Raw genomic sequence first — 19,797 nt, 5'->3', positions numbered from 1 at the left:
GAGTCCAGCCCGTGAATCTGTTGCAACATATCGCCCAATCGCGCCACCTGCTGCGCAAATCGGAACTGAAAGTGGCCGACCACGTGCTGCTCGACCCGGCTGCCGTCATGCACAGCTCGATGGCCGACCTGGCGCACAGCGTGGGCATCAGTGAGCCGACCATCGTGCGATTCTGCCGGGCGATCGGCTGTTCGGGCTTCCAGGACCTCAAGCTCAAGCTGGCGCAAAGCCTGGCCGCCGGCGCCAGTTTCGGCCAATTCGCCATCCATGAAGATGACTCGGTTGCCGACTACAGCCTGAAGATCTTCGACACCACCCTGCATACCCTGATGGAAGTGCGCGAACACCTCGACCCGCACGCCCTGCAACAGGCCGTGAGTGCCATGGCCCAGGCGCAGCGCGTGGAGTTCTATGGCTTTGGCGCTTCCGGCGCGGTAGCGGCAGATGCCCAGCACAAGTTCTTCCGCCTGTTGCTCAGCGCTGCGGCCTATTCCGACCCGCACATGCAGGCGATGTCGGCCGTTACCCTCAAGCCGGGTGATGTGGCGGTGTGCATTTCCCAGTCGGGGCGCTCCAAGGATTTGCTGATCACTGCCAACCTGGTGCGCGAGAGTGGGGCCAACCTGATTACCCTATGCCCAAGCGCAACGCCGCTGGCGGAGCTGTCGACGGTCAACCTGGCCATCGATGTGCATGAAGACACCGAAATCTATACGCCGCTGACCTCGCGTATCGCCCACCTGGTGGTGATCGACGTGCTGGCCATGGGCGTGGCCATGGCCCGTGGGCCGAGCCTGGTCAATCACCTCAAGAGTGTGAAGCGCAGCTTGCGCAGCCTGCGTTTGTCGCCCAAGTCGATCAAGGCTACCGACGACTGATTTGTGTTTGTCTGTGCCGGCCTCTTCGCGGGGCAAGCCCGCTCCTACATGGATGGCCTCACCGTTTGTAGGGGCGGGCTTGCCCGCGAAGAGGCCGGCACAGGCGGTCAGATTTCATGGTTTTGTCACCAATCCACAGCCAAACCGTAAACCCCAGGCGCCAGTCTGAAACTCCCGCATCCTATCTGGGAGACAGGCCATGGCTCGTGATTTCGACGGTACGTACCAACCCAGCGCCAAAGCTCGCAAGCAGCAGGAAAAGGACCAACGCCGCATGGAATATCGCCGTGCGATCGAAAGCTACTGCGACCAGCGCCAATTGCTGCGCGACCTGGCCGACTACCCCGAACTGCAAGAACTCACCGTGTGGCAGGCGTCGGCGGCATCTTCCCCGAAAAACGTTCAACAAGCGCGCTGATCAGCGCACGTTCGCTGCGGATGAACGCCAGAAACGCCAAGGCCACCGGCGACTGTCGCTTGGCCTTGGCTTGCACCACGCACCAGCTGCGGTACAGCGGCAGTTCCTCCACCGGGAGCTCCCTGAGCACCCCGGCGGCCAGCTCCATGTTCACGGCGTGGCGGGTCAGCAGGGCGACGCCCAGGCCTGCGATCACGCACTCGCGCTGGGCATCGGCCGAGGCCACTTCCAGGGTTTGGGTGAAGTGCACGCGCTTGTCCTTGAAGTATTCCTCGCAGGCCTTGCGCGTGCCCGAGCCCTGTTCGCGGACCAGCAGGGTATGAGGCTCCAGGTCCTGCAGGCGCAGGTGTTCGAGCTTGCACAACGGGTGCTCGGGCGGCGCCACGGCGATGATCGGGTTGTTCAGGAACGGCAGGAACTCAAGGCCCATGTCCTGCGGCACCATCGACATGATGATGAGGTCGTCACGGTTGTCGGAAAGGCGCCGGATCGCCTGGGCGCGGTTCACCACCGTGAGGGTCAGGTTGACCTCCGGGTGACGCTGCTTGAAGGCGGCGAACAGGTGTGGCACGAAGTACTTGGCACTGGACTCGATCGCCAGTTTCAACTGCCCCTGCAGTGAACCCTGCATGTCCGACAGTTGCATGTCCAGGCTCTCCAGGCGGCCGAAGATGTCGCGGCTGGCGCGCTGCAGCGCCTCGGCCGCTTCGGTCAGGTAGAGCTTCTTGCCAACGTACTCAAACAGCGGCTGCCCCATCAGCTCTTCAAGCTGGCGAATCTGTAGGCTGACCGCCGGTTGCGTCAGCGACATCTCCTCTGCCGCCCGGCTGTACGAGCGTAAATCGCACACCTCGTTGAAAATCTGCAATTGACGTAATGTCATACGCATCAAGGACTTACGCATTTTTATAGGCTCATCGGCAATACCTTGTTACCGAACTATAAGCTTTTGCTAATGCAGCCCCTAACAAATATTGATTTTTGTTTATCAACCTTCGGCGCTAGGGTGAATACGCGACTGGCCAACAACACCTGGTCACGCGCCGACCGGTAAAACCGGATCGTCTGTTCCTACGGCTTTGGGAAGACTCCAGTGATAAAAAAAATCCTGATCGCCAACCGGGGTGAAATCGCAGTTCGGATCGTGCGTGCTTGCGCCGAGATGGGCATTCGCTCTGTCGCGATCTATTCCGACGCCGACCGTCACGCCTTGCACGTCAAGCGCGCCGACGAGGCCTACAGCATCGGTGCCGAGCCGCTGGCCGGGTACCTGAACCCGCGCAAGCTGGTCAACCTTGCTGTGGAAACCGGCTGTGATGCCCTGCACCCGGGTTACGGTTTCCTGTCGGAAAATGCTGAACTGGCAGAGATTTGCGCCGAGCGCGGCATCAAGTTCATCGGCCCGGCTGCCGACGTCATTCGCCGCATGGGCGACAAGACCGAAGCGCGCCGTACCATGATCCAGGCCGGCGTTCCGGTAACCCCCGGCACCGAAGGCAACGTGGCCGATATTCACGAAGCCCTGAGCGAAGGCGACCGCATTGGTTACCCGGTGATGCTCAAGGCCACCTCCGGCGGCGGCGGCCGCGGCATTCGCCGCTGCAACAGCCGTGAAGAGCTGGAGCAGAACTTCCCGCGGGTCATTTCCGAGGCCACCAAGGCCTTCGGTTCGGCGGAAGTGTTCCTGGAAAAGTGCATCGTCAACCCCAAGCACATCGAGGCGCAGATCCTCGGTGACAGCTTCGGCAACGTGGTGCACCTGTTCGAGCGCGATTGCTCGATTCAGCGGCGCAACCAGAAGCTCATCGAAATCGCCCCGAGCCCGCAGCTCACCCCCGAGCAGCGTGCCTACATCGGCGACCTGGCAGTGCGCGCGGCCAAGGCCGTGGACTACGAGAACGCCGGTACCGTGGAGTTCCTGCTCGCCGATGGCGAGGTGTACTTCATGGAGATGAACACCCGCGTGCAGGTGGAACACACCATCACCGAGGAAATCACCGGGATCGACATCGTCCGCGAGCAGATCCGCATTGCCTCGGGCCTGCCGCTGTCGGTGAAACAGGAAGACATCCAGCACCGTGGTTATGCGTTGCAGTTCCGCATCAACGCCGAAGACCCGAAAAACAACTTCCTGCCCAGCTTCGGCAAGATCACCCGCTACTACGCCCCCGGCGGCCCGGGCGTGCGCACCGACACGGCGATCTACACCGGCTACACCATTCCGCCGTTCTACGACTCCATGTGCCTGAAGCTCGTGGTCTGGGCGTTGACCTGGGAAGAAGCCATGGACCGCGGCCTGCGGGCCCTGGACGACATGCGCGTGCAAGGGGTGAAAACCACTGCCGCGTATTACCAGGAAATCCTGCGCAACCCCGAATTCCGTAGCGGCCAGTTCAATACCAGCTTCGTCGAAAGCCACCCTGAACTGACCAACTACTCGATCAAGCGCAAACCCGAAGAGCTGGCCCTGGCCATCGCCGCCGCCATCGCCGCCCACGCAGGCCTGTGAGGAACCCCATAATGTCCAAGAAAATTCACGTAACCGACACGATCCTGCGCGACGCCCACCAGTCCCTGCTGGCCACCCGCATGCGCACCGAAGACATGCTGCCGATCTGCGACAAGCTCGACAAAGTCGGCTACTGGTCGCTGGAAGTCTGGGGCGGCGCTACCTTCGATGCGTGCGTGCGCTTCCTCAAGGAAGACCCATGGGAGCGCCTGCGCAAGCTGCGTGCGGCCCTGCCCAACACCCGCCTGCAGATGCTGCTGCGTGGCCAAAACCTGCTCGGCTACCGCCACTACAGCGACGACGTGGTCAAGGCCTTCGTCGCCAAGGCGGCGGTCAACGGCATCGATGTGTTCCGCATCTTCGACGCCATGAACGACGTGCGTAACTTGCGCGTGGCCATCGAGGCGGTCAAGGCTGCCGGCAAGCACGCCCAGGGCACCATCGCCTACACCGTAAGCCCGGTGCACACCATCGACGCCTTCGTCGCCCAGGCCAAGCAAATGGAAGCCATGGGCTGCGACTCGATCGCGATCAAGGACATGGCCGGCCTGCTGACCCCGTTCGCCACCGGCGAGCTGGTGCGGGCACTGAAGGCCGAGCAGTCGCTGCCGGTGTTCATCCACTCCCACGACACGGCCGGCCTGGCTGCCATGTGCCAGCTCAAGGCGGTGGAAAACGGCGCCGATCACATCGACACCGCGATCTCCAGCTTCGCCTGGGGCACCAGCCACCCAGGCACCGAGTCGATGGTTGCCGCCCTCAAGGGCAGTGAGTTCGACACCGGCCTGGACCTGGAGCTGCTGCAGGAAATCGGCCTGTACTTCTACGCCGTGCGCAAGAAGTACCACCAGTTCGAGAGCGAGTTCACCGCCGTGGATACCCGCGTGCAGGTCAACCAGGTGCCGGGCGGGATGATTTCCAACCTGGCCAACCAGCTCAAGGAGCAGGGCGCGCTCAGCCGCATGAACGAAGTGCTGGCGGAAATCCCGCGGGTGCGTGAAGACCTTGGCTTCCCGCCGCTGGTTACCCCTACCTCGCAAATCGTTGGCACCCAGGCGTTCTTCAACGTACTGGCCGGCGAGCGCTACAAGACCATCACCAACGAGGTGAAGCTCTACCTGCAAGGTGGCTACGGCAAGGCCCCGGGTGTGGTCAACGAGCAGCTGCGCCGCCAGGCGATCGGCAGCGAGGAAGTGATCGACGTGCGCCCGGCCGACCTGCTCAAGCCGGAGATGGCCAAGCTGCGTGGCGACATCGGCGCCCTGGCGCGTTGCGAAGAAGACGTGCTGACGTTCGCCATGTTCCCGGACATCGGGCGCAAGTTCCTCGAAGAGCGCGAAGCCGGCACCCTGACCCCTGAAGTGCTGCTGCCAATTCCCGAGGCCGGCGCTGTCGCCGCTCCGGGCGGTGAAGGCGTGCCGACCGAGTTCGTCATCGACGTGCACGGCGAAACCTACCGCGTCGACATCACCGGCGTGGGCGTGAAGGCCGAAGGCAAGCGCCACTTCTACCTGTCGATCGACGGCATGCCGGAAGAAGTGGTGTTCGAGCCCCTCAACGAGTTCGTGGGCGGCGGCGGCAGCAAGCGCAAGCAGGCCAGCGCCCCGGGCCACGTCAGCACCACCATGCCAGGCAACATCGTCGATGTGCTGGTCAAGGAAGGCGACGTGGTCAAGGCCGGCCAGGCTGTGCTGATCACCGAAGCGATGAAGATGGAAACCGAAGTCCAGGCGGCCATCGCCGGCAAGGTCGTGGCCATCCACGTGGCCAAGGGCGATCGCGTGACGCCGGGCGAGATCCTGATCGAGATCGAAGGCTGAGATAAGCCCTCATCTACAAGCGGTTAACCTCTGGGGAGCGGATGCTCCCCTTTTTTTTGTGTGCGGCCAATACCCAATCCCTGTAGGAGCGGGCTTGCCCCGCGAAGAGGCCAGCTGCCCCAGCACACCCATCAGCTTCTACGGCATGCCTCAAGTGTTTCCACCTGCCCCCCCAGCTGTTGGTTTCCAAGACTCAACCACCGCTCAAACCCCGCCGCCACCTGCGGCCATTCATCATCGGTAATCGAATACCACGCCGTATCGCGGTTATGGTCCTTCACCACCAAATGCTTGCGGAACACCCCCTCGAAGGTGAAACCGAACCGCTCTGCCGCGCGTTTGGAGCGGGCATTGGCGTGGTTGCACTTCCACTCCAGGCGGCGGTTGCCCAGCTCGAAGCTCAGCTTGCCCAGCAGGTAGACGGCCTCGGTGCTCTTGGGCGTGCGCTGCATGGGGGCGCCGAAGGCGATGTGGCCGATCTCGATACGGCCGTGGTCGGGCACGATCGACATGAGCGTGAGCACACCTTGGGCCTGGCCGCTGGCGCGGTCGATGACGGTGAAGTACAGCGGGTCGTGGCCAGCGGCGTTGCCTTGCAGCCAGCGGTCGAACGCGGCGCGCTCGGTGAACGGGCCATAGGGCAGGTAGTCCCACAGTACCGGGTCGGATTCCGGGCCTTGCAGGGCTGCCCACAGGTCATCGCCGTGGCGCGCCGGGTCGAGCTTTTCCAGGCGGATGAAGCGGCCGTCGATGGGCTCGGCCTTGGGCGCCGTGGCGGGTTTCCAGTTCAGTGCGTCAGTCATGTGGCCTACAACCCTTTGCGGAATTGGATGAAGCCTGGGCGCTCGGCAACCTGCTCGTACAGGCTGATGGCGGTGGCGTTGGTTTCGTGGGTCAGCCAGTGCACCTTGATGCAGCCGGCGGCCTTGGCCGTGGTGTATACGTGCTCGATCAACTGGCGGCCGATGCCCAGGCCGCGCTGGGCGCTGTCGACATACAGGTCCTGCAGGTAGCAGGAGTTCTCGATGCTCCAGTTGGAACGATGGTAGATGAAGTTGACCATCCCCACCGCCTTGCCATCGACCCAGGCCAGGGTCGAATGGGTGGGCTCGTTCGGGTCGAGCAGGCGCTGCCAGGTGCTGAGGCTGACCTGCTCGGCCAGTTCGGTCTGGTAGAAGCGCAGGTAGGCCTGCCACAGGGCGAGCCAGGCGGCGTGGTCTTGGGCGCTGACAGGGCGCAGGGTAACGCTGGGCATGGGGCTTTTCCTTCAGAGGTGGCGCATCTGCGCCGCAAGTTGGTTGTCCAGGTAATCGGTGCTGGCGGCCAGGCCGTCGCGCACCCCGGCGAGGTCTTCGGCGCTGCGGTTCTGGCTGAGCTTGCGTGCGCCTTGCAGGCGGGCAATGGGCAAGCGAATGCCGACGATGGCGCGCAGCATGCCGTCGAGGTAGTCGGCAGGGGCGTCGGCGACCTGCCAGGGCTGGCTGCGGCCCTGTTCGTGGCGGTCGGTCAGGCGGCTGACGATCTGCAGCAGCGGCGCGGGCTCGTGGATCACCTGCGCCGCGCCGTAGGCATGCACGGCCAGGTAGTTCCAGGTGGGCACCACCTTGGGGTTGTCGGCCTTGCTCGGGTAGTAGCTGGGGCTTACATAGGCGTCTGCACCGGGAAACACCAGCAAGGCTTCAGCGCCCTGTTCCAGGTCGTGCCACTGGCGGTTGGCCCGTGCCAGGTGGGCGTAGACGGTGCCGAACTCGCCCTCGGCGGTGTCCAGCAGCACAGGCAGGTGGGTGGCCAGCAGGCCCTGTTCGCCATGGCTGATGAGCACGGCCAGGCGGGTGTCGAGCATGTGCTGGTGCAGGCGCCCGAGGTCGTGTTCCTGGTGGGGTTTGCTGTTGTACATGTGCGGTTCCCTTGTGCAGTGGCTCCATCCTAGGCAGGCTAATGGTTCTGGGTAAGAGCCATTAGAAGCTGTTTTGATAGGTCCAATACCATGAGCGATCGCCCCCTCGTTTTACCGTTCGACCCGGCCGGCATCGTGCTCGACCGCCAGCGCGGGCTTAGCCAGCAGTTGTACCAGGCCTTGCGAGCGCGGGTGCTGGACGGCCGCTTGAGCAGTGGCACGCGCCTTCCAGCCACTCGCGACCTGGCCAAGGTGCTGGCGCTGTCACGCAACAGCGTGGTGCGCGCCTACGACCAGCTGTATGCCGAAGGCTATATCGAAAGCCGGGTAGGGGATGGCACCTATGTCAGCCGCCTGGCAAAACTATCCACACAACTATCCACAGGGTTATCCCAGGGGTTATCAACAGGTTTATCCACATTTGAGGGTGAAGGCACTGAGGTTTTATCCAGCAATGCACGTTCCAGCGAGCCCCTGCAGCGGCTGAAAAACAACCATCTGCCAGCACCAAGAAGTGGTGCGCCGCGGGCATTTCGCGTCGGAATTCCGGCATTCGATCTGTTCCCTTTTGACGTCTGGGCCAAGCTGCAGGCGGGTTTCTGGCGCAACCCCAGCCCGGCCCAACTCGGTTACGGCGACCCAGCCGGTGAGCCGGTACTGCGTGAGCTGATCGCGGCCTACCTGCGCCGCTCGCGTGGCCTGAGCTGCACTGCTGAGCAAATAGTGATCACCAGTGGTGCGCAGCAGGCCATCAGCCTTTGTGCACAGCTGCTGTTGCAGCCAGGTGACGGTGTGGCTGTGGAAAACCCAGGCTACCGGGCTGCCGGGCACACCTTCGCCGTGGCCGGCGGCAAGGTGACAGGCGTGCCGGTGGACGACGAAGGCATGGTGTGCCAGCGCCTGGAGCAGGTGGCAAATTGCCGGTTGGCCTATGTCACCCCCGCGCACCAGTACCCGACCGGCGTCACCATGAGCCTGGCCCGGCGCCTGGCCTTGCTGGCCTGGGCCGAGCGTAACGATGGCTGGGTGATCGAGGACGACTACGACGGCGAATACCGCTACAGCGGTGCCCCGTTGGCGCCGCTGGCAGCGCTGGACCGCCAGGGCCGGGTGCTGTACATCGGCACCTTCGGCAAGATCGCTTTCCCGGCGCTGCGCCTGGGCTACCTGGTGCTGCCGCCGCGGTTGGTGCAGGCGTTCAGCCAGGGCCGGGCGCTGGCGGTGCGGCATTCGGAGGTGGGCACCCAGTGCGTGATGGCGCAGTTCATGGCCCAGGGGCATTTCCAGCGGCATATCCGGCGCATGCGCAAGGCGGCATTAAGCCGGCGCAATGTGCTCAAGGCCGGGTGGCCGGTGGACGTGCCTGGGTTGGGGGCGATGCCAGAGGTGGCGGCGGGGCTGCATGTGAAGGTGGCTGTGGATAACTATGCGCGGGAGCAGGAGCTGGTGGCCAGGGCAGAGGCGGTGGGGGTAGAGGTGAATCCGCTTAGCAGTTATTGGCTTGAGGACAGCGAGGTGGCGGTGGATGGGCGGGCGGGGCTGGTGCTCGGGTTTGCGGCGGTGCCTGAGGGAGAGATTGCCGAGGCGTTGATGCGCTTGCGCAAAGCGTGGCGGCCTCTTCGCGGGGCAAGCCCGCTCCTACAAGGGTAATGCGTATCCTGTAGGAGCGGGCTTGCCCCGCGAAGCAGGCGACTCAGGTCCCGGACTTGATCCGGGTCCAGGCGCGCGTACGCGCCCGCTCGGCCTCACGCGACAGCGGCTTGAGCGTATAAAGCTTGGCCATCGCCTCTGCGGTTGGGTAAAGGTTGGGGTTATTGCGAATCGCCGGGCTGACCTTGTCGGTGGCATCCTTGTTCGGGTTGGGGTAACCCACGAAGTCGCTGATCGGCGCGATCACCTCAGGGCGCAGCAGGTAGTTGATGAAGGTGTGGGCATCCTGCGGGTTGGCCGCGTTTTTCGGGATCGCCAGCATGTCGAACCAGATCGGTGCACCTTCCTTGGGCAAGCGCATGTCCACCACCACGCCGTTCTTGGCATCCTTGGCCCGGTTGGCGGCCTGGGAGAAGCTGCCGCTGTAGCCCACCGCCACGCAGATATCGCCGTTGGCGATGTCGGCCATGTACTTCGAGGAATGGAAGTAGGTGATGTGCGGGCGAATCTTGAGCATCAGCGCCTCGGCTTTCTTGTAGTCATCCAGCTTGTCGCTGTTCGGCGGCAGGCCCAGGTACTGCAAGGCCAATGGCAGGATCTCCGACGGCGAGTCGAGCAGCGCCACGCCACACTGCTTGAGCTTGGCGATGTTTTCTTCCTTGAAGATCAGCTCCCAGCTGTCCACCGGGGCGTTTTCGCCCAGCGCCGCCTTGACCTTGTCGGGGTTGAAGCCGATCAGGATGGTGCCGTACATGTACGGCACGGCGAACTTGTTGCCTGGGTCGTTCGCTTCGATCAGCTTCATCAGCGCCGGGTCCAGGTGCTGCCAGTTCGGCAACTTGCTGCGGTCCAGCGGCTGGAACACCCCGGCCTCGATCTGCTTGGCCAGGAACACGTTGGACGGCACCACCACGTCGTAGCCGGAGTTGCCGGTGAGCAATTTGGCTTCGAGCGCTTCGTTGGTGTCGAAGATGTCGTAGACCAGCTTCACCCCGCTGTCTTTCTGGAAGTCGCTCAAGGTCTGCGGGGTGATGTAATCGAACCAGTTATACACACGCAAGGTGGGCTGCTCGGCGTGAGCCTGCAGGGCACCGGTGAACAGGGTGGCAGCGATGAACGGGGTGAGCAGACGCTTGAGTCGGACCATTACCGGGCTCCTGGCTGGGCGCGCTGGAAGCCTTCCAGCACATTGACCGCGTTGATACCGATTTCTTCCACAGCGTAGCCGCCCTCCATCACGAACAAGGTCGGCTTGCCGAGCCGGGCGATGCGCTCGCCCATGGCCAGGTAGTCGGGGCTGTCGAGCTTGAACTGGGAGATCGGGTCGTCCTTGAAGGTGTCTACGCCCAGCGAGATCACCAGTACCTCGGCGTCATACGCGGCGATGCGCTGGCAGGCGTCTTCCAGGGCGTCGCTCCAGGCCGCCCAGTCACTGCCGGCAGGCAGCGGGTAGTTGATGTTGCAGCCAGCGCCTGCGCCTTCGCCGGTTTCGTCGGCGTAGCCGAGGAAGAACGGGAATTCAGCCTGGGGGTCGCCGTGAATCGAGGCGAAGAACACATCCCCGCGTTGGTAGAAGATGTCTTGCGTGCCGTTGCCGTGGTGGTAGTCGACATCGAGGATCGCCACTTTGCTGCGGCCCTGGTCGAGAAACGCCTGGGCGGCGATGGCGGCGTTGTTCAGGTAGCAGTAGCCACCCATCACCTCGGCGGCTGCGTGGTGCCCCGGTGGGCGGCACAGGGCAAAGGCCGAATGGGCGCCTTGCTCGATGGCGGCCTGGGCGGTAAGGGCCACTTGCGCGGCGCTGTAGGCAGCCTGCCAGGTGCCGGCGGTGATCGGTGCGCCGGCATCGAAGCTGTAGTAGCCCAGTTCGCCGTGCAGGCCGGTTGGCTTGACCTGGCGCAGGGTGCGCGCAGGCCAGGTGAAGGGCAGCAGGTCGCCGTCGTGGCCGAGTGCGGCCCAGCGGGCCCAGGCGCCCTGGAAGAAGTCCAGGTAGTCGGCGCTGTGGATGCGCTGCAGCGGTGCGCGGCCGAAGTCGGTCGGGCCACGGACTTCGCCGAGGTTGCGCTTTTTCACTTGTTCCAGGACGTGGTCGGCGCGCGAGGGCATTTCGAAGCAAGGCATCAGCTTGCCGTCGATCAGCTCGCAGCGGCCATGGTGCAGGCGGTGATCATCGGAATAGATCGTCAGCATTTGTTGTTCTCCGGGGGGACTGGCGTGGGCCCATTTTCACGGGCGGGCCAAAGGTGGAGAACGACGCAAACGGCCAAAAGGGGATCGATATGGCCAAGTCATCCTGTGCCGGCCCTTTCGCGGGGCAAGCCCGCTCCTACAAAGGATGGCGGCGCGCCTACGTGCAATGTTCCCTGCACGACAGCGCAGCCGATCGTGTCCCAGGAAGTGTGCAGGCCTTGCACAGGTCAACCGCGAAAATGGCTGGGCGCCACGCCGCTCCAGCGCTGGAAGGCATGGCGAAAGCTCGCTGTCTCACTGAACCCCAGCGTCTCGGCAATCCGGTAGATCGGCATCTGCTCATCGGCCAGCAACTGCTTGGCCCGCTCGAAGCGCAGTTCATCCAGCAGCTGTTGGTAACTGCTGCCAAGCGCCTGCAGGTGCCGGCGCAGGGTGCGTGATGAGCAGTTCATCTGCCGCGCCAACCCTTCCAGCCCTGGCGCTGCATCCAGTTGCTGCAGCAATAACTGGCGAATGCGCCCAAGCCAGGCCTGGCGCCCGGTGAATTCCAGGTTCAGCCGGCGGCAACGTTCGCTCATGGCCTTGTGGGTAATCGGGTCGGCCAGTGGCAGCGGCATATCGAGCCAGCGGCGTTCGAAGGCGAAGGCATTGTCTTCGGCCTCGAAGCCCAGGGGGCACTGGAATGCACGGGTATAGCGCGCGTGGTAGCCGGGGCGGGCATGTTCGAAGCGCGCACCGAGCAGCGGCAGCGGGCGGCCGAGCAGGTCGTCGCAGATCACTTTCAGCGACACCAGGCAGAATTCGGCATTGAAGGCGGCCAGCTCCGGGCAGTCATGGTAGTCGCTGGCGCTGAACCACACGCGCTGCCCATCGTCGACCAGGCGCAGTTTGAAAACTGTTCCCAGCAGTGCCGGATACTGCAGCGCCAGGCGCAGGGCGTCACCCAAAGTGGCACTGGAAAGCAGGGCGTAACCGAGCATGCCGTAGCAAGACACATGCATGCGCTGGCCCAGTTCCAGGCCGATGTCCTCGCGCCGGGCCACGGCATTGGCGCACACCTGCAACTCTTGCTGGGTGGTGATGCGTGCATCGCTATGGCCCAGGTCGGCCGGGCCTATGCCGCTGCCGGCAAGCAGCGCCGACGCTTCGCAACCTGCTTCGTGGAACAGGTTGAGAATCAGCGAAACCGCGTTGAGTGTGGTCAGGTGACTGTGCAGCATGCTGGTTGATCCCGTCGGGCTGGGAGCCATTATGGAGCAAGTTGTGTGCCGACCACCGCATTTCCCCGCCTGCGGCGCCACGTTTCATCAGGCAAAAAAAAGGCCCGGAGCGTGCGCTCGGGCCTTTGAAAGGTTGAGAGGTGTCTAGTCCCTCGACCTGGTGAGACAGTGTGCGGCGGCTCGTTACGCTTTCAGCGGAACCAGGCGCGGGGCGATCATGTTTTCCGGACGCAGGATGTCGTCGAGCATCGCGTCGTCCAGCAGCTTCTCTTCACGTACCAGTTCCAGTACGCCACGGCCGGTTTCCAGGGCAACGCGGGCGATACGGGTGGCGTTTTCGTAGCCGATGTACGGGTTCAGGGCGGTGACCAGGCCGATCGAGTGCTCGACCAGCTCACGGCAGCGCTGCTCGTTGGCGGTGATGCCGACGATGCAGTGCTCGCGCAGCATGTCCATGGCGCGCTGGAGCAGGCGGATCGAGTCGAAGATCTTGTAGGCGATCAGCGGCTCCATCACGTTCAGCTGCAGCTGGCCACCTTCGGCGGCGACGGTCAGGGCCAGGTCGTTGCCCATGATGGCGAAGGCCACCTGGTTGACGGCTTCCGGGATAACCGGGTTGACCTTGCCTGGCATGATCGAGCTGCCTGGCTGACGCGCTGGCAGGTTGATTTCGTTGATGCCGGTGCGTGGGCCGCTGGACAGCAGGCGCAGGTCGTTGCAGATCTTCGACAGCTTGACCGCGGTGCGCTTGAGCATGCCGGAGAACAGCACGAAGGCGCCCATGTCGGAGGTGGCTTCGATCAGGTCGGCAGCCGGTACCAGTGGCTGGCCGCTGATGGTGGCCAGGCGCTGTACGGCCAGGGCCTGGTAGCCCGGGTCGGCGTTGATGCCGGTACCGATGGCAGTGCCGCCCAGGTTGATTTCGGTCAGCAGTTCCGGGGCCAGCGAGCGCAGACGCTGCAGGTCTTCGGTCATGGTGGTGGCGAAGGCGCGGAATTCCTGGCCCAGGGTCATCGGCACGGCGTCCTGCAGCTGGGTACGGCCCATCTTCAGTACGTGGTCGAATTCCTTGCCTTTGGCTGCGAAGGCCTGGATCAGGCTGTCGAGGCTGGCCAGCAGGGCGTCGTGGCCCAGCAGCAGGCCCAGGCGAATGGCGGTTGGGTAGGCGTCGTTGGTCGACTGCGCCATGTTCACGTCGTTGTTCGGGTGCAGGTACTGGTACTCACCCTTCTGGTGGCCCATGGCCTCCAGCGCGACGTTGGCGATGACTTCGTTCGCGTTCATGTTGGTGGAAGTACCGGCACCACCTTGGATCATGTCCACCACGAACTGCTCGTGGTAATCGCCTTTGATCAGGCGGGCGCAGGCTGCACTGATGGCAGCGTGCTTGGCATCGCTCAGGTGTCCCAGCTCACGGTTGGCGTCGGCAGCGGCCTGCTTGACCATGGCCAGGGCCACGACCAGCTTCGGGTAGTGCGACAGCGGAACACCGGAGAGGTGGAAGTTGTTGGCAGCGCGCAGGGTCTGGATGCCGTAGTAGGCATCTGCAGGAACTTCAAGGGTACCCAACAAATCTTTTTCGACGCGGAACGATGCAGCGGAGGACATGATGTATATCATCTCGATTTTGACCCGGCACATGCCGGAATGGCGCTAATCCTAGGCCCGAAGCAGATTTTGCGGCCAATGCTGTTGCACGCTAACCTATGCACAAACGGCATAGTGTTTCATGTGACGCCAATTGACATTCGAGCGTGTTCCATTTTGGTGCACGCCGGGAGATCTGCTTCATGAACCTTGAAAGCAAGTGGCTTGAGGACTTCAGCGCCCTGGCCTCCACCCGCAGTTTTTCCCAGGCGGCGGAGCGGCGTTTCGTCACCCAACCGGCCTTCAGCCGGCGTATCCGCAGCCTGGAGGCGGCGCTGGGCCTGACCCTGGTGAACCGTTCCCGCACGCCCATCGAACTGACCGAGGCTGGCCAGCTGTTTCTCGTCACCGCGCGGACCGTTGTCGACCAGTTGAGCGAAGTTCTTCGCCACTTGCATCACCTTGAAGGCGGGCAGGGCGAGGTGGTTCAGGTCGCGGCTGCACACTCCCTGGCCTCGGGCTTTTTCCCACGGTGGGTCGCGCAATTGCGCAACGATGGCCTGAACATCGCCACCCGCCTGGTTGCGACTAACGTCGGAGACGCGGTGCATGCCTTGAGGGAGGGCGGCTGCGACCTGATGCTGGCCTTCTATGACCCCGACGCCGCCTTGCAGATGGATGCCGAGATCTTCCCGTCGCTGCACATGGGCAACACCGAAATGCTTCCGGTGTGTGCGGTGGATGCCGACGGCAAGCCGTTGTTCGACCTTGAAGGCGACGCCAGCGTGCCCCTGCTGGCCTATAGCGCCGGTGCCTTCCTTGGGCGTTCGGTCAACCTGCTGCTGCGCCAGCGCAACCTACGCTATACCACGGTGTATGAAACGGCCATGGCCGACAGCCTCAAGAGCATGGCACTGGAGGGCATGGGCATCGCCTGGGTGCCGCGGTTGTCCATGCGCGGCGAGCTGGAGCGTGGCGAGTTGGCCATCTGCGGCGGCAGCCAGTGGCATGTACCGCTGGAAATTCGCCTGTACCGTTGCGCCCTGGTGCGCAAGGCCAACGTGCGGCTGTTGTGGCGCAAGCTCGAAGGCGCCGTGACGGTTGACCCGAAAGTCAGCCAAAGCCCCGAAAAATAAGGGCGACAGTTGGTCGCCGGGGGTGCCAGCAAGGCCTTGGGTTACGGTATACTGCGCGGCCTTTCGACCGGATGCGTCCGGTTCTGATCAGCAAACAAGCCACGCCGGTCGTCCCGCGTGGCTTGTTGTTTTTTGACGCGCCCAAGGGCGCACAAGCGAAGAGGCTCGACGATGAGTGCACTGGTTGGCGTGATCATGGGCTCCAAGTCCGATTGGTCCACCCTTAGCCACACCGCCGATATGCTGGAAAAACTCGGCATTCCCTACGAAGTGAAGGTGGTTTCCGCCCACCGCACCCCGGATCTGCTGTTCCAGTATGCCGAGGAGGCCGAGGGCCGTGGCATCGAGGTGATCATCGCCGGTGCCGGTGGCGCTGCCCACCTGCCAGGCATGTGCGCCGCCAAGACCCACCTGCCGGTGCTCGGCGTGCCGGTGCAGTCGTCGATGCTGTCGGGTGTCGACTCGCTGCTGTCGATCGTGCAGATGCCTGCCGGCGTGCCGGTTGCCACCCTGGCCATCGGCCGTGCTGGCGCGGTCAACGCTGCGTTGCTGTCGGCCAGCATCCTCGGCGCCAAGCACCCGCAGTTCCACGCGGCGCTCAAGCAGTTCCGCACCGAGCAGACCGACACCGTGCTGGACAATCCAGACCCGCGCCAGGCTTGAGGCTGAACCCATGAAGATCGGTGTAATCGGTGGCGGCCAACTGGGCCGCATGCTGGCCCTGGCGGGCACTCCGCTGGGTATGAACTTCGCTTTCCTCGACCCTGCGCCGGACGCCTGTGCCGCCCCCCTGGGTGAGCACCTGCGTGCCGATTACGGCGACCAGGACCACCTGCGCCAGCTGGCCGACGAAGTCGACCTGGTGACCTTCGAGTTCGAAAGCGTCCCGGCCGAAACCGTGGCCTTCCTCTCGCAGTTCGTGCCGGTGTACCCAAGCGCCGAGGCGCTGCGCATCGCCCGTGACCGCCTGTTCGAAAAAAGCATGTTCCGCGACCTGGGCATTCCGACCCCGGCCTTCGCCGACATCCTTTCCCAGGCCGACCTGGACGCCGCGGTGGCCAGCATCGGCCTGCCGGCCGTGCTTAAAACCCGCACCCTGGGTTATGACGGCAAGGGCCAGAAGGTGCTGCGCACGGCCGAGGACGTGGTCGACACCTTCGCCGAGCTGGGCAGCGTGCCGTGCCTGCTGGAAGGCTTCGTGCCGTTCACCGGTGAAGTGTCGCTGGTGGCGGTGCGCGCCCGCGATGGCGAAACCCGCTTCTACCCGCTGGTGCACAACACCCACGAGAGCGGCATTCTCAAGCTGTCGGTGGCCAGCCAGGCGCACCCGCTGCAAGGCCTGGCCGAAGACTACGTTGGCCGCGTGCTCAAGCAGCTGGACTACGTTGGCGTCATGGCCTTCGAGTTCTTCGAGGTGGACGGTGGCCTGAAGGCCAATGAAATCGCCCCGCGCGTGCACAACTCCGGGCACTGGACCATCGAAGGCGCCGAGTGCAGCCAGTTCGAGAACCACCTGCGCGCCGTGGCTGGCCTGCCGCTGGGTTCGACCGCCAAGGTCGGTGAAAGCGCCATGCTCAACTTCATCGGCGAAGTGCCGGCGGTGGCCAAGGTCGTGGCCATCGATGACTGCCACCTGCACCACTACGGCAAGGCCTTCAAGGTTGGGCGCAAGGTTGGTCACGCCACCCTGCGCTGCCAGGACATGGCCACCCTCAAGGCCAAGATTGCCGAAGTAGAGGCGTTGATCAGCAACTGATCGAACTTCTGCCGGGGCTTGGCCCTCTGAAATGGCAACATGCCAAAGCGCTGTCTAGGCTTTGGCATGTTCCATCTTCATTTCAGAGGGACTGCCATGGGCATCATTGGAACCATCTTCATCGGCCTTATCGTCGGCCTGCTGGCCCGCTTCCTGAAGCCGGGCGACGACAGCATGGGCTGGATCATGACCATACTGCTGGGTATCGCCGGTTCCCTGCTCGCCACCTATGGCGGCCAGGCCCTGGGTATCTACCAGGCCGGGCAGGCCGCGGGCTTCATCGGTGCAGTGGTGGGTGCGATCATCATCCTGGTGATCTACGGATTCATCAAGAAACGCTGAATACTGGTTAGAATGCCCGGCAATTCATCCCGAGTTGCCGAGCCTTCTCATGCGTGCCTTGTTCCTGCTTCCCTTGCTTCTGGCCAGTACCCTGGCCCATGCCGAATTGCCTGAAACCGACTGGCTGGAGCTGATGCCCAAGTCGGACCAGAAGGCCCTCGAAGCGATGCCCGAAATCGACCACAACTCGCCGGAAGCCAATGGCACCTTCACCGCCAAGGGCGGCCTGAAGCAGAGCAAGGGCCTGCCGGCGGTGATGTACTCGACCAAGACCGTGGCGGCCATGAACGGCAAGGACATTCGCCTGGGCGGCTACCCGGTGCCGCTGGAAAGCGATGCCAAGGGCAACAGCACGCTGTTCTTCCTGGTGCCGTACCCAGGCGCGTGCATCCACGTGCCGCCACCGCCGCCGAACCAGTTGGTGCTGGTGCGCTACCCCAAAGGGCTGAAGATCGACGACATCTACACGCCGCTGTGGGTGACCGGCAAGCTCAAAGTGGAGAAGGTCAGCAATGACCTGGCCGATGCGGCGTATGCGCTGGATGCGGCGAAGGTGAGGGTGGTGGAAGACGCCGACCTCTGATCGCCTGTGCCGGCCCTTTCGCGGGCAAGCCCGCTCTTGTAGGAGCGGGCTTGCCCCGCGAAGGGGCCGGGCCTGCAAAAGCAGGCCTCAAACCGCAGCGCTACCGATCCGCACCTGCAACGCCCAGCTTGCCCCAGGCTCAAGCTTCACCACATCGCCCCACACATTCGCCGTCTCGATGCACAGCATCCGCTGCCAGCCATCGTCGGCCATGTCCGCCAGCTCCCGGGCCCGTTCGGTCCAGGGGTTCCAGATCACCGCCGAACGCGAGCCGCTGCTGGTCAGGGTGATGCGCCGCGCCCACTTCGGGTCGACGATGCTCAAGGTGCTCGGGGTATCGAGGTAGATGCGGTCGGTTTCCCCGGCAAATTCCAGCGCGCCTGGCTGCTGGCGCTGCTCCCAGTCGGCCAGGGTTTCGATGTAGTGCAGCCCCTCGACGCCTTCCACTCGCGCCTGGCGTACATCGCTGACGGCAAAGTAGCTGTGCAAGGCCTGGCTGATGGTCACCGGGCTGGTGCCCAGGTTGCGGCTGGTCAAGGCCACGCTCAGCTCATCACCCAGCACGACCTGCAGCGTCAGCTCGACATCATGCGGCCAGCCAGGCAGGTTGCCCCGGGCCTCGGGCAGGGTGAACAGGATGTGCAAGCCTGCCCCCTGTTCCTCGACGGCCAGCAACTGCCAGTCACGGGTGCGCGCCAGGCCGTGGGCAGGTGCCTGCTCGCCCTGGTACATGGCCTGCACCGAGGCGGGGTTGCGCTGCAGGTTGCCGAACCACGGCCAGCACACCGGGACCCCGGCACGCACCGACTTGCCCTGGCGGAAGATGGCCTGGTCGCTCAGCCACAGCAGCGGTGGCTCGCCAACACGCTGGTAGCTGAGAATCTGTGCGCCTTGCTGGGCAATCAGTAGTTCGGCGCGCTCGCTGCTGATGCGCCAGCAGTTGAGTTCGCCATGTTGCTCGGATTCGACCTTGAAATTAGCCATTGCGCTCGTCTCATTGAATGCCTGTGGGCCCTTGGACCCGGTGACGTGCAATGAGTTTACCGCCCGCAGGGCTCAGCGACGAGGCACCGAGCGGGTACGGCCGCTGCCGTCGATGGCGACGAACACGAACGTTGCCTCGGTGACCTTGCGCCATTCGCTGGACAGCGGGTCATCGCTCCACACTTCGACCATCATGCGGATCGAGCTGCGGCCGATTTCCAGGGTCTGGGTGTAGAACGACAGCTGCGCGCCTACCGCCACCGGCACCAGGAACGCCATGCGGTCGATGGACACCGTGGCCACCCGGCCACCGGCGACGCGGCTGGCCATGGCAGTACCTGCCAGGTCCATCTGGGCCACCAGCCAGCCGCCGAAGATATCGCCGAAACCGTTGGTTTCGCGCGGCAGCGCGGTGATCTGCAAGGCCAGGTCGCCTTGCGGGATAGGATCTTCTTGTTCGAGCTCGATCATGCGAGGGGGCCTCTGACCCGTGACGCTTTCGTTGGTGTGGCGCAAGGCCGAGAAAACGATTCAGCTGACACCATACTACGCTGATTACGTTTTCACTGGTCGGCCATAGGGAAACTCTGCGAAACCGTCTGACATCACGACCGGCGTTTTTGCACAACTTCCCTTGTTAATAGCAGCCTTTTCCTACGAACGACCAGTATATATAGCCAATCGCTCAGCGACGACCGTGCAGTCATGAATATCTGTTGGGTTTTTGTATCGCTTTCAGCGCGGCTCGGCTATTTGCTATCTTCGCTGCTCTTTCCAATCCAGAAGCCGCGTACCAAGCGGCCTGCATGCCTACAAGAGAACGACGA

At 63.7% G+C, this 19,797-nt stretch carries 20 protein-coding genes; 10 read left to right on the top strand and 10 right to left on the bottom strand.

Going from position 1 to position 19,797, the window contains the following annotated elements; genetic code table 11:
* Nucleotides 1-11 precede the first annotated feature (11 nt).
* Nucleotides 12-878, top strand: coding sequence for a transcriptional regulator HexR (gene hexR / locus F3J44_RS16465; protein ID WP_167063571.1), 867 nt, complete (start codon nt 12-14; stop codon nt 876-878).
* Between the two features lie 199 nt (nt 879-1,077).
* Complete coding sequence (locus F3J44_RS16460) at nt 1,078-1,296, top strand: PA3496 family putative envelope integrity protein (RefSeq protein WP_167063568.1); 219 nt, start codon at nt 1,078-1,080, stop codon at nt 1,294-1,296.
* On the opposite strand, the gene F3J44_RS16455 is transcribed toward F3J44_RS16460, so the two are convergent.
* Nucleotides 1,238-2,185, bottom strand: coding sequence for a LysR family transcriptional regulator (locus F3J44_RS16455; RefSeq protein ID WP_205299936.1), 948 nt, complete (start codon nt 2,183-2,185; stop codon nt 1,238-1,240). The genes F3J44_RS16460 and F3J44_RS16455 overlap by 59 nt on opposite strands.
* Before the next feature lie 204 nt (nt 2,186-2,389).
* Between F3J44_RS16455 and F3J44_RS16450 the strand changes: the two genes are divergently transcribed.
* Together F3J44_RS16450 and oadA are read left to right on the top strand one after the other, a co-directional pair.
* Nucleotides 2,390-3,805: an acetyl-CoA carboxylase biotin carboxylase subunit gene (locus tag F3J44_RS16450; protein ID WP_167063562.1), complete on the top strand. Its 1,416-nt coding sequence runs from the start codon at nt 2,390-2,392 to the stop codon at nt 3,803-3,805.
* An 11-nt stretch (nt 3,806-3,816) separates the two neighbouring features.
* Nucleotides 3,817-5,625 (top strand): sodium-extruding oxaloacetate decarboxylase subunit alpha, encoded by a 1,809-nt coding sequence (gene oadA, locus F3J44_RS16445; RefSeq protein ID WP_167063559.1) that lies wholly within the window; start codon nt 3,817-3,819, stop codon nt 5,623-5,625.
* Nucleotides 5,626-5,756: 131 nt separating this feature from the next.
* Here the strand turns inward: oadA and F3J44_RS16440 are convergent, their stop codons facing one another.
* Genes F3J44_RS16440 through F3J44_RS16430 form a run of 3 tightly spaced genes read right to left on the bottom strand, consistent with a single transcriptional unit; the run spans nt 5,757 to nt 7,522 of the window.
* A complete protein-coding gene (locus F3J44_RS16440; RefSeq protein WP_167274112.1) occupies nt 5,757-6,428 on the bottom strand; it encodes a GNAT family N-acetyltransferase in 672 nt (223 codons plus the stop codon).
* A 5-nt stretch (nt 6,429-6,433) separates the two neighbouring features.
* A complete protein-coding gene (locus F3J44_RS16435; protein ID WP_167274110.1) occupies nt 6,434-6,880 on the bottom strand; it encodes a GNAT family N-acetyltransferase in 447 nt (148 codons plus the stop codon).
* Nucleotides 6,881-6,892: 12 nt separating this feature from the next.
* On the bottom strand, nt 6,893-7,522 hold the full coding sequence (locus F3J44_RS16430; protein WP_167274107.1) for an FMN-binding negative transcriptional regulator: 630 nt from the start codon (nt 7,520-7,522) through the stop codon (nt 6,893-6,895).
* 90 nt (nt 7,523-7,612) lie between these two features.
* Here F3J44_RS16430 and F3J44_RS16425 point away from each other — a divergent pair, with 90 nt between their 5' ends.
* A complete protein-coding gene (locus F3J44_RS16425) occupies nt 7,613-9,172 on the top strand; it encodes a PLP-dependent aminotransferase family protein (RefSeq protein ID WP_167274104.1) in 1,560 nt (519 codons plus the stop codon).
* Nucleotides 9,173-9,215: 43 nt separating this feature from the next.
* Here F3J44_RS16425 and F3J44_RS16420 read toward each other — a convergent pair whose 3' ends face one another.
* The 4 genes from F3J44_RS16420 to aspA form a co-directional block, all read right to left on the bottom strand.
* Entirely contained in the window at nt 9,216-10,319 is a 1,104-nt protein-coding gene (locus F3J44_RS16420; RefSeq protein WP_167274102.1) for a polyamine ABC transporter substrate-binding protein, read from the bottom strand.
* Nucleotides 10,319-11,362 carry a histone deacetylase family protein gene (locus F3J44_RS16415; protein ID WP_167066303.1) on the bottom strand — a complete coding sequence of 348 codons (1,044 nt, stop codon included), beginning with the start codon at nt 11,360-11,362 and terminating at the stop codon, nt 10,319-10,321. Before F3J44_RS16415 ends, F3J44_RS16420 begins: the two co-directional genes overlap by 1 nt.
* Before the next feature lie 227 nt (nt 11,363-11,589).
* Entirely contained in the window at nt 11,590-12,582 is a 993-nt protein-coding gene (locus F3J44_RS16410; protein ID WP_167274099.1) for an AraC family transcriptional regulator, read from the bottom strand.
* Nucleotides 12,583-12,765: 183 nt separating this feature from the next.
* The gene (aspA, locus tag F3J44_RS16405; RefSeq protein ID WP_145184448.1) at nt 12,766-14,190 is read right to left on the bottom strand and encodes an aspartate ammonia-lyase; all 1,425 of its coding nucleotides are present in this window, start codon (nt 14,188-14,190) and stop codon (nt 12,766-12,768) included.
* Nucleotides 14,191-14,372: 182 nt separating this feature from the next.
* Between aspA and F3J44_RS16400 the strand changes: the two genes are divergently transcribed.
* The 5 genes from F3J44_RS16400 (at nt 14,373) to F3J44_RS16380 (ending at nt 17,986) form a co-directional block, all read left to right on the top strand.
* Nucleotides 14,373-15,305 (top strand): LysR substrate-binding domain-containing protein, encoded by a 933-nt coding sequence (locus F3J44_RS16400; protein WP_167274096.1) that lies wholly within the window; start codon nt 14,373-14,375, stop codon nt 15,303-15,305.
* A 171-nt stretch (nt 15,306-15,476) separates the two neighbouring features.
* A complete protein-coding gene (purE, locus tag F3J44_RS16395) occupies nt 15,477-15,968 on the top strand; it encodes a 5-(carboxyamino)imidazole ribonucleotide mutase (RefSeq protein WP_038411454.1) in 492 nt (163 codons plus the stop codon).
* Nucleotides 15,969-15,978: 10 nt separating this feature from the next.
* On the top strand, nt 15,979-17,061 hold the full coding sequence (locus tag F3J44_RS16390) for a 5-(carboxyamino)imidazole ribonucleotide synthase (protein ID WP_167274093.1): 1,083 nt from the start codon (nt 15,979-15,981) through the stop codon (nt 17,059-17,061).
* Nucleotides 17,062-17,157: 96 nt separating this feature from the next.
* Entirely contained in the window at nt 17,158-17,403 is a 246-nt protein-coding gene (locus F3J44_RS16385; RefSeq protein ID WP_167066261.1) for a GlsB/YeaQ/YmgE family stress response membrane protein, read from the top strand.
* Nucleotides 17,404-17,452: 49 nt separating this feature from the next.
* A complete protein-coding gene (locus F3J44_RS16380; protein ID WP_167066258.1) occupies nt 17,453-17,986 on the top strand; it encodes a DUF3299 domain-containing protein in 534 nt (177 codons plus the stop codon).
* Between the two features lie 87 nt (nt 17,987-18,073).
* Here the strand turns inward: F3J44_RS16380 and F3J44_RS16375 are convergent, their stop codons facing one another.
* The gene (locus F3J44_RS16375) at nt 18,074-18,970 is read right to left on the bottom strand and encodes a D-hexose-6-phosphate mutarotase (protein WP_167274090.1); all 897 of its coding nucleotides are present in this window, start codon (nt 18,968-18,970) and stop codon (nt 18,074-18,076) included.
* A 72-nt stretch (nt 18,971-19,042) separates the two neighbouring features.
* Complete coding sequence (locus F3J44_RS16370; protein ID WP_027917060.1) at nt 19,043-19,441, bottom strand: acyl-CoA thioesterase; 399 nt, start codon at nt 19,439-19,441, stop codon at nt 19,043-19,045.
* Nucleotides 19,442-19,797 lie beyond the last annotated feature (356 nt).

It is taken from the genome of Pantoea sp. Tr-811, assembly GCF_011752535.1.
In the GTDB taxonomy this organism is placed as follows: Bacteria; Pseudomonadota; Gammaproteobacteria; order Pseudomonadales; family Pseudomonadaceae; genus Aquipseudomonas.
The sequence above is the reverse complement of the archived record's forward strand: the minus strand, read 5'-3'. Positions and strand labels throughout refer to the sequence as shown.

Coding starts and splice junctions, on each gene's coding strand:
- F3J44_RS16460 (WP_167063568.1), top strand. CDS start 1,078: ATGGCTCGTGATTTCGACGGTACGTACCAACCCAGCGCCAAAGCTCGC.
- F3J44_RS16455 (WP_205299936.1), bottom strand. CDS start 2,185: ATGCGTATGACATTACGTCAATTGCAGATTTTCAACGAGGTGTGCGAT.
- oadA (WP_167063559.1), top strand. CDS start 3,817: ATGTCCAAGAAAATTCACGTAACCGACACGATCCTGCGCGACGCCCAC.
- F3J44_RS16440 (WP_167274112.1), bottom strand. CDS start 6,428: ATGACTGACGCACTGAACTGGAAACCCGCCACGGCGCCCAAGGCCGAG.
- F3J44_RS16435 (WP_167274110.1), bottom strand. CDS start 6,880: ATGCCCAGCGTTACCCTGCGCCCTGTCAGCGCCCAAGACCACGCCGCC.
- F3J44_RS16430 (WP_167274107.1), bottom strand. CDS start 7,522: ATGTACAACAGCAAACCCCACCAGGAACACGACCTCGGGCGCCTGCAC.
- F3J44_RS16425 (WP_167274104.1), top strand. CDS start 7,613: ATGAGCGATCGCCCCCTCGTTTTACCGTTCGACCCGGCCGGCATCGTG.
- F3J44_RS16420 (WP_167274102.1), bottom strand. CDS start 10,319: ATGGTCCGACTCAAGCGTCTGCTCACCCCGTTCATCGCTGCCACCCTG.
- F3J44_RS16415 (WP_167066303.1), bottom strand. CDS start 11,362: ATGCTGACGATCTATTCCGATGATCACCGCCTGCACCATGGCCGCTGC.
- F3J44_RS16410 (WP_167274099.1), bottom strand. CDS start 12,582: ATGCTGCACAGTCACCTGACCACACTCAACGCGGTTTCGCTGATTCTC.
- aspA (WP_145184448.1), bottom strand. CDS start 14,190: ATGTCCTCCGCTGCATCGTTCCGCGTCGAAAAAGATTTGTTGGGTACC.
- F3J44_RS16400 (WP_167274096.1), top strand. CDS start 14,373: ATGAACCTTGAAAGCAAGTGGCTTGAGGACTTCAGCGCCCTGGCCTCC.
- purE (WP_038411454.1), top strand. CDS start 15,477: ATGAGTGCACTGGTTGGCGTGATCATGGGCTCCAAGTCCGATTGGTCC.
- F3J44_RS16390 (WP_167274093.1), top strand. CDS start 15,979: ATGAAGATCGGTGTAATCGGTGGCGGCCAACTGGGCCGCATGCTGGCC.
- F3J44_RS16385 (WP_167066261.1), top strand. CDS start 17,158: ATGGGCATCATTGGAACCATCTTCATCGGCCTTATCGTCGGCCTGCTG.
- F3J44_RS16380 (WP_167066258.1), top strand. CDS start 17,453: ATGCGTGCCTTGTTCCTGCTTCCCTTGCTTCTGGCCAGTACCCTGGCC.
- F3J44_RS16375 (WP_167274090.1), bottom strand. CDS start 18,970: ATGGCTAATTTCAAGGTCGAATCCGAGCAACATGGCGAACTCAACTGC.
- F3J44_RS16370 (WP_027917060.1), bottom strand. CDS start 19,441: ATGATCGAGCTCGAACAAGAAGATCCTATCCCGCAAGGCGACCTGGCC.